The sequence below is a fragment of the Rhizobium leguminosarum genome (assembly GCF_004123835.1).
Taxonomy (GTDB): Bacteria; Pseudomonadota; Alphaproteobacteria; order Rhizobiales; family Rhizobiaceae; genus Rhizobium; species Rhizobium leguminosarum_M.
This window is the reverse complement of record NZ_MZMU01000012.1, coordinates 328608-342396: the sequence shown is the minus strand read 5'-3', so window position 1 is coordinate 342396 and position 13789 is coordinate 328608. Positions and strand designations below refer to the sequence as shown.

The 13789-nt window shown below is 60.4% G+C and carries 10 protein-coding genes; all 10 read right to left on the bottom strand.

Features of this window, described 5'->3' with window-relative positions; translation table 11 throughout:
- Nucleotides 1–249 precede the first annotated feature (249 nt).
- Nucleotides 250–1248 carry a flagellin gene (locus B5P46_RS18375; protein WP_129419949.1) on the bottom strand — a complete coding sequence of 333 codons (999 nt, stop codon included), beginning with the start codon at nucleotides 1246–1248 and terminating at the stop codon, nucleotides 250–252.
- Nucleotides 1249–1519: 271 nt separating this feature from the next.
- A complete protein-coding gene (locus tag B5P46_RS18370) occupies nucleotides 1520–4675 on the bottom strand; it encodes an efflux RND transporter permease subunit (RefSeq protein WP_129419948.1) in 3156 nt (1051 codons plus the stop codon).
- A complete protein-coding gene (locus B5P46_RS18365; RefSeq protein WP_129419947.1) occupies nucleotides 4672–5883 on the bottom strand; it encodes an efflux RND transporter periplasmic adaptor subunit in 1212 nt (403 codons plus the stop codon). The genes B5P46_RS18370 and B5P46_RS18365 overlap by 4 nt, the downstream gene beginning before the upstream one ends.
- 268 nt (nucleotides 5884–6151) lie before the next feature.
- Nucleotides 6152–7072, bottom strand: coding sequence for an adenylate/guanylate cyclase domain-containing protein (locus B5P46_RS18360; RefSeq protein WP_129419946.1), 921 nt, complete (start codon nucleotides 7070–7072; stop codon nucleotides 6152–6154).
- 180 nt (nucleotides 7073–7252) lie between these two features.
- Nucleotides 7253–7666, bottom strand: a complete 414-nt coding sequence (locus B5P46_RS18355; RefSeq protein ID WP_129419945.1) for a type II toxin-antitoxin system VapC family toxin — start codon at nucleotides 7664–7666, stop codon at nucleotides 7253–7255.
- On the bottom strand, nucleotides 7663–7926 hold the full coding sequence (locus B5P46_RS18350) for an antitoxin (protein ID WP_027664288.1): 264 nt from the start codon (nucleotides 7924–7926) through the stop codon (nucleotides 7663–7665). The genes B5P46_RS18355 and B5P46_RS18350 overlap by 4 nt, the downstream gene beginning before the upstream one ends.
- Before the next feature lie 88 nt (nucleotides 7927–8014).
- A complete protein-coding gene (locus B5P46_RS18345; RefSeq protein WP_129419944.1) occupies nucleotides 8015–9565 on the bottom strand; it encodes a SpoVR family protein in 1551 nt (516 codons plus the stop codon).
- Nucleotides 9562–10836: a YeaH/YhbH family protein gene (locus B5P46_RS18340; RefSeq protein ID WP_129419943.1), complete on the bottom strand. Its 1275-nt coding sequence runs from the start codon at nucleotides 10834–10836 to the stop codon at nucleotides 9562–9564. The genes B5P46_RS18345 and B5P46_RS18340 overlap by 4 nt, the downstream gene beginning before the upstream one ends.
- A 12-nt stretch (nucleotides 10837–10848) precedes the next feature.
- The gene (locus tag B5P46_RS18335) at nucleotides 10849–12792 is read right to left on the bottom strand and encodes a PrkA family serine protein kinase (RefSeq protein ID WP_129419942.1); all 1944 of its coding nucleotides are present in this window, start codon (nucleotides 12790–12792) and stop codon (nucleotides 10849–10851) included.
- Between the two features lie 412 nt (nucleotides 12793–13204).
- Complete coding sequence (locus B5P46_RS18330; RefSeq protein WP_129419941.1) at nucleotides 13205–13681, bottom strand: VOC family protein; 477 nt, start codon at nucleotides 13679–13681, stop codon at nucleotides 13205–13207.
- Nucleotides 13682–13789: the final 108 nt, after the last annotated feature.

Genomic DNA, 13789 nt, shown 5'->3' with positions numbered 1-13789 from the left:
CGTTCAAAGCTGATGCGAGCAAATGGCAAGGATTGCGGCAAGAAAATGAAGATTTTCCCTTGATAGGGGAATTTCAGACGCCGAAACAGCAGCCATGTTGCAGCGATGCGCTGATATCACCAGTTTTCGCGAATTGGCAGCGCTCGACGTCCCGCAAGATGCGGCAGGCTACGACGATCAGCCCTCATGGTGAGAAGGCCCAAGGGCCGTCTCGAACCACGAGGGCGAGTGGCTGGATGACCCGCCTCTTTAAAAATTCTGAAACAGCTGCCGCACGGTGTCGTAGGTGGCGTTGGCGATGTTCAGCGATTGCAGGCCGAGCTGCTGCTGCGTCTGCAGCGCCCGCAGCCTGCTCGACTCCTCCTCCATGTCGGCATCGACAAGCCGGCCGATGCCGGCGGTGATGTTGTCGTGCAGTTTCGTGGCGAAGTCGTTCTGCAGGTTGATGCGCTTTTCCAGCGCGCCGAAGGCCGAACCGACCGTCGTCAGCTGCGTCAGCGCGGCATCGACGACGCTGATCATCTGGCCGATCTGACCCTTCGTCGTGCTTGATGTCACCGAGATCACCACCTGCCCGGTGGTGGTGCCGTTCTTGCTCGTCATCAGCACGTAGTTCTGCGCAGCACCGAGTTCGGTGGCGAAATAGGCCGATGTCAGCACCCCGTATTCGCCGGAACCGGTGGCACGGTCGTCGATCAGGTAGCGCGCGTCCTTGGAGGTCGTCGCTCCCACCGGCGTATTGTCGATATGGTAGCTCAGCATGCCGATCGAGATCGTGCCGTCGGCGTTGCGGATGAACGAGGCCGGGATCTGGCGCGGCTGCGTCGGCGTCGTATCGTTGGTGAGGACCACCCAGTTGTCGTTGTTGAAGGTCGCCGATTCCGAAACGCTGCGCAGTTGCTCCTGCAACTGCTTGATCTCTTCGTTGATCTTGTTCTTGTCGATGCCGTCTTCGGTCGCGGCGACCAGCTTGGCCTTGATCTCGGAGACGACGTCGATGACGCTCTGAACGCCGGTATAGGCCGTTCCCATCGTCGCTGCGGCCATGCCGAGCGCATCCTGGATGGCCGAAACCGCTTTATTGTCGGTCCGCGCGGTGGTGGCGATCGACCAGTAGACGGCGTTGTCGCTGGCTTTTGCGACACGCATACCTGTCGTGATGTAGTTTTGCGTGACCGTCATATTCCGATTGATATCGCGCAGCACATAAAGCGCCGCATCCACGGAGACGCGCTGATAAATACTCACGGGACTAAACTCCAAAACACAACAGCCGCAAACTGAACTAAAAATGAACCGTGCCGCACGGACATTCATGTCCGGGGTCGCTGAAACTCCAGCGCATTGCAGCCTTCAAGAAACGAAGAAGACCAGTCGGTTACTGGTAACAATCATTGCCGTTTATGCTTAACAAACGACTAAACTTCAAAAGTAATTTATCTTATTTCGCAAGGTTTCATACACCATAAGAAACGCCGCAGGAGGAGATCCGGCGGCGTTTCAAAATTGGATGAAAACCTTATTCGGCGGCCTGTAGCTGCTCGTCGTCGGGTGCGGCGCGCGCCCGTGTGGCAACAGACATCTCTTCGTGCAGGCGCGCTTCCTCGTGGGCGTGCGGCTTGGCGAAGCGGGCAAGCAGCAGATAGGCGACCGGCGTGATGAACAGCGTCACCAGCGTCGCGAAACCGAGGCCACCGACGATCACCCAGCCGAGCGCGATGCGCGCTTCCGCACCGGCGCCATGCGCAAACACCAGCGGCACGCCGCCGAGGATGGTGGCGATCATCGTCATCATCACAGGGCGAAGGCGCAGCGCGCAGGCCTTCTCGATCGAGGACCGCACATCCTCGCCCCGGTCGCGCAGCTGATTGGCGAATTCGACGATCAGGATACCGTTCTTCGCCATGACGCCGACGAGCAGCACCAGACCGATCTGGCTGTAGATGTTGAGACTGGAGCCGGTGATAACAAGTGCGAAGACGGCGCAGGCAAGACCAAGCGGCACCGTCGACATGATGATCAGCGAGGACAGCACGCTTTCGAACTGCGCGGCCAGCACCAGGAAGATGATGACGATGGCGAAACCGAAGGTCAGCGCCATGCCGCTCGAATTCTCTTCGAGCGTCGCCGCCTCGGCGAGCGGCAACAGGCGGGAGCCTGGCGGCAGCAGCGGCTCGGCGAGATCAGTCGCCTGCTTGACGGCATCGCCGAGCGACATGCCGTTCCTGAGGCCGGCGGTGATCGCCACGGAGGCGAGCTGCTGCTCGCGGTTGAGCTGCGGCGCGACCGACCCTTCCTTCATCGTGGCGATGACCGACATCGGCACGATCTTGCCGTCGCCGGTTTTCAGGAACACGTTCTCGAGGTCGGTCGGATCGTCGATCGGCCGCGTCGTCGAGGTCAGAAGCACGGGATAGGATTCGCCGTCGACGAAGACGTCGACCACCGAGCGCCCTTCGAGCAGCGATTGGATTGCCGTCGAAAGCCCGGTTATGTCGATGCCGAGATCCGAGGCGCGCTCGCGATCGATCGCCACCGATACCTGCGCCTGGCTGGGCTCGCTGGTCAGGCGCGGCGTATCATACTGGCCGGTGGCCTCGAGCGACTGAACCAGCTTGGCGGCCGCCGCCGTCAGCGCCTCGTGATCATTGCCGATCAGCGCCATCTGCAGACCACTGCCGGCGCCGCGGATGCGAAGGCTGTTCGATGAGATAGCATTGCCGCGCAAGGCCGGCACCCTGGAGGCTGCCTGGTTGATATCGCCGACGATTTCCGTCTGCGTCCTGTCACGCTCTCCCCAGGGGGCGAGCGTCAGCACCATGAAGCCGCTGTTCAGCGAACCGCCCTGCCCTGAGATCGAGAAGATATTGCGAATGTCGCCGCCATCGACCAGCGGCTGCAGATATTCCTCGACGAGCTGCATCTTGTCGCGGGTATATTCGAGGCTCGATCCCTGCGGCGTCGTCAGCCGCATCATCACCATCGACCGGTCCTCTTCGGGCGTCAGCTCGCTCTTCACCATCGAGAAAGCGACGAGTGCCGCACCGGCAAAGATCACCGAGAACAGGATGACGACGAAGGGCGCGTTGAGACAGCCGTGCAGCGCCCATTTGTAGAGATCGGCAAGCGCTGCGCCGAAACGGCCGAGTGCGCCGTGATCCTCGATCATCGGTTTGGTCAGCATGCGCGAGGCGAGCATCGGACACAGCGTCAGCGCCACGATCGACGACAGACCGACCGAGAAGGCGAGCACGAAGCCGAATTCGCGGAAGAGGCCACCGACCTGTCCCGGCAGGAAGGAGAGCGGAATGAACACCGCCGCCAGCGTCGCCGTCGTGGCGATGACGGCGAAGAACACCTCGCGCGTTCCGAGCACGGCAGCAGCGCGCGGTCCCATGCCTTCGGAGCGCCGGCGTACGATATTTTCGAGCACCACGATCGCATCGTCAACGACGAGGCCGGTCGCCAGCACGATCGCAAGCAGCGTCAGGATGTTGATCGAGAAGCCGACCATGTAGATCGCCGCCAGCGTGCCGATCAGCGCCACTGGCATGCTGACCGCCGGGATCAGCGTCGCCCGCCAGTCGCGCAGGAAGAGGTAGATGACGGCGGTGACGATGACGGCGGCGAGCACTAGCGCCAGCACCACTTCGTGGATCGCGCCTTGGATGAAGACTGCATCGTCGCTGGTGATGGCAATCGTCGTGCCCTCGGGCAGCGTCTTCGACAGCTGGTCGACGGCCGCCTTGATGCCGGTCGATATGTTCAGCGTATTCGACTGCGCCTGGCGGATGATGCCGAGGCCGATGCCCGGTTTGCCGTTGGAGCGCAGCGCCGTTTCGCCGTCGCGTGGCCCAAGCATCACCGTCGCGACGTCGCCCAGCCTGACGCGGTCCTGCAGGATGACGTTGGAAAAATCCGCCGGGGTCTGCAGGTTGGCGGTGGCGCGCACCACGATATCCTGCGTATTGCTCTTCAGCGAGCCGGCCGGCACGTCGAGTGCGGCATTGTCGAGTGCCTTCGTCAGGTCGCCGATGGTCAGCCCGCGGCTGGCAAGAGCCCCCTGGTCGACATCGACGCGGAAGACCTTCTCCTGGTCGCCATATTCCTCGACGTCGGCAACCCCGTCGACGGAGGCGAGGCGATCGATCACCTCGTTTTCGACGAGCTGGGTCAGGTCGTCCATGTTGAGATTAGTGGAGGTGACGGCAAGGCGCATGATCGCCGAGGAATCCGAATCCGCCTTGACGATCTGCGGCGCATCCGCTTCGTCGGGCAGGTTCTGGGTAATGCGGCCGATCGCGTCACGCACGTCGTTGGCGGCGACCGAGAGATCGATCGCATCCGAGAATTCCAGCGTCACCCGGCTCTGACCGAAGGACGAGGTCGACGAAATCGATTTCAGGCCGCTGACGCGCGCGACCGCCCCCTCTATCACCTTGGTCAGTTCCTGGTCGATCGTCTGCGGCGATGCGCCGTCGAAGGTGGTGCGCACGGTGACGACGGGACGGTCGACATCGGGCAGTTCGCGCACCTCGACGCCGACATAGGCGGCAAGGCCGGCAACGACCATTAGCGTGTTGAACACCAGCGCCAGGATCGGCCGGCGAACGAAAAGTGCGGTGAAGCTCTGCTTGCCCGACGCCCTGTCCTGATGAATCTCGGTCACGTTCATTGGGTGGCGACCTCCGCAGTCGCGGCGACATCGGCGCTCACGCGCACCGCCCCACCCTCACGCACGCGCTGCAGGCCCTGCGTCACGATCACGTCGCCGTCCTTGAGATCGGCTTTGACGAGCACGAAATCCGGGTTGCGCTGCACGATGCTGACCCGCACCTTATGCGACTTGTCGTCATTGACCTGCCAGACGAAGGAGCCCTGCGAATCCCACTGCACGGAGACCGGGTCGACAGCCGGATATTTGTCGCCAGGAAATTTCATGCTGACACTGAAGGACATGCCGGCACGCAGCTCATCGGAACTGTTGTCGATCCGGGCGCGCAGACGAAGCGTGCGGCTTGCCGCGTCGATGCGGTTGTCGACGGCTTCGACCACGCCCGAAAACACCTGCCCCGGCCTTGCCACAGACATCGCCTCGACCGGCTGGCCGACCGACACAGTATTGGCGAAGCGCTCCGGCACCCAGTAGTCGACGAGGATTTCCGAACGATCGTCGAGCGTGACGATCGGGATGCTCGTCGTGACGTTGTCGCCGATATTGACCGGCACGATGCCGACGATGCCGTCGATCGGCGCGGTGATGTTGCGCCGGGCGAGATTGAGCTCGGCGGCCTGCAGCTGCAGCCGCGCGCCCTGCTCGGCGATCTCCGAATCGAACACGTCCATGCGCGACACACTAGACTTGATGTTGTGATAGAGATTGGACTTCTCGACGGCGGCCTTGACCGCCACATCAGCCTGGCCGCGGGCGATCACCTGCTCCTCGCTGTCGAGCTTGGCCAGCACCTGGCCGGCCTTCACCCTGTCGCCCGACTTGATGAGGATTTCGCGGATCGTGCCGGATGCCTGCGGCGTGACCGCGACCGAACGGATCGCATCACCCGTGCCGATGGCGTTCAGCCGGTCGTTGACGATCCCTTGGACGACGGCCTGCGTCGCGACGAGAATGGTGTTGTTGCGCCCGCCGCCATTGCGGCGGTTCTGTCCCTGCCCTTGTCCCTCGCCACGCTGCTGCCCTTGCGCCCGGGCGGGAGCGTCGGCATCGGCCGTCTCCTCGGCCTTCGGCGCGATCTTGGAGACGATGCTGTCTGGAATGCCTGCATCGCGCATCGTATCGCCGGCGCCGGGCACGAAAAAAACCCACGCGGCAAAGCCGGCAATAATGACGATGAGCGAAAGTACAAACTGCTTCCAAAAGGCCATTCACGTCTCCGGAGGGACTCGAGGTTGGACCAGGGTCGGTCGAAAGAGGCGCTGCGGGATCGAGACTCCCGTCTGATGCGACAATATCGCGCGTTTACAGCTTACCGGCAAGCATAAGCAGCCGGCATTACCGATTTGTAATATCAGCAAAGAATGGAAATAACCCGGCCGCTCACTTTTGCTTGAATGAACACTGGCCCGTGTCTTTGATCCCGCCGATTGTCGAGCAAGATACCGTACAAAATCCCTGAGGATGCGGGTTGGATGCCTATCGACGGATCGACCACCGCACGCCCATGACAGCCGCAATCCCCAGTATCGGCCACACCGCCCAGAACTGCCCCGTCCAGGTGAAGAGGTTGATGCCGGCAAGGCCAAGCGCCAGGATCGCCAGCAAGGTGATCTTGCGGTTGAACAGGATCTGATCGCGGTTCCAGGCGAGCGCCGCGACGACAGCTAGCGCAAGCACCGGAAAGCGCGCCCAGAAAACGCCCTGCCACGATAAAAGATTGATGCCGATCAGGACGGCGGCGATGATGCCGAGCACGCCATACAGCCTGTGTCCGCCCGGTGCTGGGGTTGTGCCGGCCTTAGCGGCCGCCATAACTGGCGCCGGCTGCAGCCGCGCGGGGCCGGATCGTTCTGCAGATGGCGTCTCGTCCCTGGCATCGCCGATCTTCACCGCGTAGCTCGGCACGCCTTCATCGACATTCTTCACCATCAGCGGTCCGAGAAACTCGAAGCCGACCGCCACCTTGTTGCGGACCTGGTCATAGACGGTGCTCGATATCACGATGCCGCCTGCCGCAGCCGACGTCTGCAGCCGCGCGGCGATGTTGACGCCGTCGCCATAGATGTCGTCGCCCTCGACGATTACGTCGCCGAGATTGATGCCGATGCGGAAGAGCATGCGACCGTCGGCCGGGCGGCGGGCGTTGAAACCCGCGAGTTCGTTCTGGGTGTCGACGGCCGCGCGCACCGCCTCGACGACGCTCGGGAAATCGGCGATCAGCCCATCGCCCCAGGTATTGATGACGCGGCCACCATGGCTTTCGATCAGGCGCCCCATCGCTTCCCGGCAGCGCTTCAGGCTTGCAAGCGTCCCCTCCTCATCAGCCCCCATCAGCCGCGTATAATCCTGCACGTCAGCACAGAAGATCGTCGTCAGCTTGCGCCGCGTTTCACTCATGGTCTCTCGTCTCCGCGCTATCCGCCGCCGGGAAAGATCGCTGCAAAGGCTGAAACTGGTCGATTGGAGATCATGGGCTATTGCAACGGCGGTAAGTTACTAAGCCTTTGTGTTCGTTACCACCGATAATTGCTGATCGTCGACCCGCGTTTTCCGGGCATCAGAGGCGGCGTGGACGTTTCAACTTTCTTCATTCGCCCAGTCATCGATCTTCAAAGGCTCCGAAACACGAGCAAAAGCCTTGTCGCGCGTGACGAGGGTTGCGGTAGTTGCAACGGCATGAGCGGCAATCATCATATCGAGGGGCGCCAGAGTCACGCCTTTGGCTTCACAAGCAGCGCGCAGGTCGCCATAAGTTCGCGTGACATCGTTATCCCAAGGGAGAACGTCGACCCGGAGCAGGAATTGGCGGATCCGTTCCGACAGCGCCTTCGGATAGCCTCGCTTGGCAAGACCGTAGAACAGCTCCCCTTCGGTGATCGATGAGATGACGATGTCCTCCATCGGAAGCGCGGCCAACCTGCCGATGATCTCCGGCCGATCGCCCTTGATGACATGGCTCACCATATTGGTATCGAGCATCCAGGCCGTCATTCCTTCCAGCCCTCGAACGGATCACGGTCATGCGAAGGCTGGCGGCGATCGTCTGGCCCCAGGAAATCGTCCGGAACCTGATCCTTGCCATAAAGCTCAAAGAGACCATCCCACGAATCCGGCTTGCGTGACAGAATGACATCGCCGGTCTTCGGATCACGACGGACGAACACCTCGCTCTCCTCGAAGCGGAACTCCGCAGGGAGCCTGACTGCCTGGCTGCGGCCGGTCGTAAAAATCTTGGCTGTTCTAGTTGCCATGATGGCCTCCGCATTGCGATAGCTATCATGATATATACCGCTAGCCAGCGGCGAGCAAGAAGTCCGGGGCCTCAGAAAAAAAGCTGGATCACTGAACGATCTTGCGCGGGCTCGCCGCGTGTTCTCTCGCCACCGTGCTGGAACTGTCGATTTCCTGAAGCAACACGTCATAGCCCCAGAGATCGGCGAGATGCTGCAGGACGAGTTTCGTGTCATTTTCCTGAAGATAGCAGCCATTCATGACGATGTGTTGCAGCAACAGGCGGCGGTCGCCGGCGAGGTCGACATCGACGATATCGATTGCCGGATCGGTCCAGCCGATATCGTATTCGCGGGAGAGCTGGCGGCGGATGCGCAGGTATCCACGCTCATTATGGATCGCCGAAACCAGTACCCCCTCGGTCTGTTCCGGATCGTCGTAGAGATGGAACAGTCGCAACTGCCGGATCAGGTTCGGGCTCAGAAACTGGCTGATGAAGCTCTCGTCCCGGTAATTGGCCCAGATGTCGCGCAGGACCGCCATCGCATCGCCTCGTCCGGCGATATCGGGAAACCATGCGCGGTCCTCTTCCGTCGGCGTCGTGACGATCCTCTCGATGTCCTGCATCATCGCAAAGCCAAGCGCATAGGGATTGAAGCCCGAGAACCGCCGGTCGTCATAGCTCGGCTGGAACACGACGTTGGCGTGCGACTTCAGGAATTCGAGGAAGTTTCCGTCGCTGATCTGCCCCCGCTCGTGAAGCCGGTTCATGATCTGGTAGTGGACGAAGGTGGCGGTTCCCTCGTTCATCACCTTGGTCTGCCGCTGGGGATGAAAATATTGCGCGACATGCCGGACGATGCGAAGGATCTCGCGCTGCCACGGCTGCAGCCGCGGCGCCGACTTTTCCAGAAAGTATAGGATGTTGTCCTGCGGAAGACCTAGGGCGGCGCGGCGCTTTTCCAGGCCGCTGTCGCCCGCCTTCCGAGCCTTGCCGACGGGAACCGTGCGCCACAGGTCGTTGAACATCTGCTCCTCGTGGGCGCGGCGCTCCTGCTGCCGCTTCTCCTCCTGGCGAAGATCGATGGTGGTCTTGCCCGCGTATCGATGCACCCCGTGCGACATCAGCGCATGGGCTGCGTCAAGCGTGCGCTCGACGGCCGCCTCGCCGTAACGTTCCTCGCAGCGGGTGATATAACCCTTGGCGAAATCGAGGTAATCGAGGATGCCCTCCGCATCGGTCCAGAGCTTGAAGAGATAGTTGTTCTTGAAGAAGTGGTTGTGGCCGAAGGCCGCATGCGCGGTGACGAGCGTCTGCATCGTCGCCGTGTTTTCCTCCATCAGGTAGGAGATGCAGGGAGAGCTGTTGATGACGATCTCATAGGCGAGGTCGCGCATCCCCCGGCGATAGAAGGTTTCGTGATGCGCGAAGTGTTTGCCGAAGGACCAATGGCGGTAGAAGAGCGGCATGCCGGTCGAGGAATAGGCATCGAGCATCTGCTCCGAGGTGATGACTTCGATCTGGTTCGGATAGACGTCGAGGCCGAGTTCGCCGAGCGCGATCTCCTCGCAGGCGTCGTGGATGCGCTGCAGCGTTGCGAAATCCCAGTCGGCCCCCTCGAACAACAGCCGCTCTCGTGGCCTCATCGTCATAGTCATGGCGTCACCTTCGACTGTGCGTCACGTTTCTGGAAGAGATCGTGGAAAACAGGGAATATTTCGTTTCGCCGGCAGACCTTGCGCATCGAAAGCGGCTGCAGTTCGGAACGGATCCCGTCATAGAGCATCCAAAGCGGTGAGCGGGATACCGAGGAGTCACCGCCTTCTTCGCCGACTTCGATATAGGCGAAATACTGGCACAGCGGCAAAATCTCGCGCAGCAGCTGTCCGCTCAGGTTCCCGTCCGAATGGGCGTTGTCGCCGTCCGAGGCCTGGGCGCCATAGATATTCCATTCCGCCGGATCGAAACGCGCCGCGATGATCGTCCGCATTGCCGCTAGCGCACTGGAAACCAGCGTGCCGCCCGTTGCCGGGCCATAGAAGAAGGTTTCCTCGTCGACCTCCTCGGCCTTGTCGGTATGGCGGATGAAGACGATCTCCACTTTCTTGTAGCGCTTCGACAGGAAAAGGTAGAGCAGCAAGTAAAACCGCTTCGCCAGGTCCTTCATGTGTTCCGACATGGAACCGGAGACGTCCATCAAGCAGAACATCACGGCCTTCGCCACAGGCTTCGGCTCGTTTTCGAAGCGGCGATACCTGACGTCGAGCGGATCGATATAGGGAATGCGCCGGCTTTTTTCCGTCAGAGATTTGAGTTTTGCCTCAAGCGCCAGCCGGCTCTCGTCGTCTTCGCATTCCTCGATCTGCCGCTGCAGGGCTTCGATTTCTTCGCGGCGCGGACGGTGAAGCGCGACACGGCGCATCATCGCGAGCCTGGTAGTGCGACCGACGGCGATGTTGGACGGCGATCCCGACACGGAATAACCGGCACGGAAGGGAGTTTCCTCCTCAGTTTCGGCCAGGCGCCGCTTGGCAAGGTCGGGCAGTTCCAGATCGTCCAGGAACACATCGAGGAATTCCTCGCGCGTCAGCACAAAACGGAAGCCGTCTTCGCCGTCACCCTCACCCGCGTCTTTTGGCTTCCCGCCCTTGCCGCCGGGCGGGCGCGGAAGAATATCGCCTTCGACGAAGGCCCGGTTTCCAGGCAGGATATGATCGCGAATGCCGCCGTCGCCCCTTCTCAAGTTCGGTTCAGCCATTCCGTCGATCGGCAGGCTGATTTCCCCGCCGTCGAGCACATCGCGAATGTTGCGGTTTTGCAGAGAACGTTTTACCGCCTGCTGCACGGCGCCCTTCATGCGTCGAAGGAACCGCTGCCGATTTTCCAGACTTTTACCGCGCGGATTTAGCCGCCGGTCGACAATGTGCATAATGGCTCCGCATTAACTTGCCTGTTTGACGCGCATGTACCATTCCACAAGGCGTCGAACCTGCCTCTCGGTGTAACCCCGCGCGGCCATGCGCGAGACGAATTCGCTGTGCTTCTTTTCCGTTTCGGAATCCTTCTTCGATCCGAAGGAAATGACCGGCAAAAGATCTTCGACCTGCGAGAACATTCGCTTTTCGATGACTTCCCGGATTTTCTCGTAGCTCGTCCATGACGGATTCTTTCCGACGTTGGCTGCCCGCGATCTCAAGCAGAACTTGACGATTTCGTTACGGAAATCCTTCGGATTGGCGATTCCAGCCGGCTTTTCGATTTTCGTCAGTTCCTGGTTAAGGAGCTCGCGGTCGAGAAGCTGGCCGGTATCGGGATCCTTGAAGTCCACGTCTTCGATCCAGGCATCGGCATAATCCACGTAGCGGTCGAACAGATTCTGTCCGTAATCCGCATAGGACTCAAGATAGGCCTTCTGGATTTCATTTCCAATGAACTCTGCGTAACGCGGCGCAAGATCGGCCTTGATGAATTCCAGATATCGCTTCTCGACATCGTCGGAAAACTGCTCGCGGCGGATCGACTGCTCCAGAACATACATCAGATGAACGGGATCGGCGCCGATATCCGTGGTGTCGTGATTGAATGTGGAGGCGAGCACCTTGAAGGCGAAGCGGGTCGATATTCCGTCCATACCCTCGTCGATGCCGGCGGCATCCCGATATTCCTGGACACTGCGGGCGCGCGGATCCGTCTCCTTCAGGCTCTCGCCGTCATAGGTGCGCATCTTCGAGAAATATGTCGAATTCTCATGCTTGCGCAGACGCGAAAGCACGGAGAAGCGGGCCAGCATTTCGAGCGTCGCGGGCGCACATGGCGCATCGACGAGTTCCGATCCCTCGATCAGCTTTTCGTAGATCTTCTGCTCTTCCGTGACGCGCAGGCAATAGGGCACCTTGATCACGCAAATACGGTCGATGAACGCTTCGTTGTTCTTGTTGGCCTTAAAGGTTTGCCACTCCGCTTCGTTCGAATGCGCAAGGACGATACCGGAGAAGGGTATGGCGCCGATATTCTCGGAGCCGATATAGTTCCCCTCCTGCGTCGCCGTCAGCAGCGGATGCAGCATCTTGATCGGCGCCTTGAACATCTCGACGAATTCGAGCACGCCCTGATTGGCGCGATTGAGGCCGCCAGAATAGCTGTAGGCATCCGGATCGTTCTGGGAATAAGTCTCCAGCTTGCGGATATCGACCTTGCCGACCAGCGACGAGATATCCTGATTGTTCTCGTCTCCAGGCTCGGTCTTGGCGATCGCGATCTGGCGCAACCGCGAAGGCTGTACTCTGACGACACGGAAGCGGGAAATATCGCCCCCAAAATCATCGAGCCGCTTCAGGCACCACGGGCTCATCAGTCCGCTTAGGCGTCGCAGGGGAATGCCGTATTGCTCCTGCAGGAGCGATCCCATCGTGTCCGGGTCGAAGAGGTTGAGCGGACTTTCGAAAACGGGGCTGATCTCGTCACCCGCCTTCAGCACGTAGATCGGATGAAGCTCCATCAGCAGCTTCAGCCGCTCGGCCAGCGATGACTTGCCGCCGCCGACCGGGCCGAGCAGATAGAGGATCTGCTTGCGCTCCTCGAGCCCCTGCGCTGCATGCCGGAAGAAGGAAACGATGCGTTCGATTGTCTCTTCCATGCCGTGGAAGCCGACAAAGGCCGGATAGATCCGGATGGTCCGGTTCATGAATATCCGACCGAGGCGCGTGTCCCTGGCGGTGTCGACCATCTGCGGTTCGCCTATCGCGGCGAGCAGGCGCTCGGTCGCATTGGCATAGGCAAGCGGTTCCTTTTTGCAAAGGTCGAGATATTCCGCGATCGACATATCGGTTTCGCGACGCGCATCATAGCTGCGGGTGAACGCATCAAATACGGATTCGCTCAGCATGGGCCCTCCATTCAAGGTTAATGCCACAGGCTCTAGGTCGTCATACCAAGGAGATGGACACGACATTCCTAAGAATCAATAGTTTCGCAGGTATATTCCACGCTCACCGGCTGTTTCTGGCAATGCACAAAAACGTGCATGCACCGGTTATTTTTTTACTCTACGAAACTGTTTCTTATTGTAGTTGAGAAGGGTGCCATTGCGGTATCAGCACATTTCGCGACGTGACAGAAAGATGAAAAGGGTGTGCAATGTCGCCCGTGATTCGAGCACTGGAGAAATCGACGATTTGGCGGTCAAACTGCCCAAAGTCGATACGGGACAGCGTGTGCCATCCGCTACAGACATGTTGGAAAACGGGCGCATCCCAGCCATGCGCCCCGCATAGTGATCATGCACCCACCCGCGCGACTCAGCCGTTGAATGCCTTCTCCAGCGTGGCGACATCGATCTTGACCATGCCGAGCATCACTTTGGTCACGCGCCTGGCCCGCTCGCGGTCGCTGTCGGCGATCATCTCGGACAGCATGCGCGGCACGATCTGCCAGGAAAGGCCCCAGCGGTCCTTTAGCCAGCCGCAGGCCTCCGGCGTGCCGCCATTGGCGAGGAAGGCCTCCCATATCCGATCGATCTCGGCCTGGCTTTCCACGAGAATCGCGATCGAGAAGGAATGGTTGAAACTATCGAGCGGGCCGGCCTTCATCGCCAGGAAGGCCTGGTCGGCGAGCGTGAACTCGATCAGCTCGACACTGCCAGGAGGCCCGCTCGGCGTTTCCGCCGGCAATATGGTGGTGCGGCCGATCCTGGAGTCCGGGATAACAGACACGTAGAATTCGACGGCTTCGCGCGCTTCCTCGGCGAACCAGAGATTTGAAACGACCTTCGGCATGAAACGGCCTCCTTGTTGACGGGTGTTGATCCGGACTGCTGTCCGATGACCCAAGGACGCCCCACCGGCACCAGTTCCGACACGCCGCGATCGAAATTTTAGCTACGC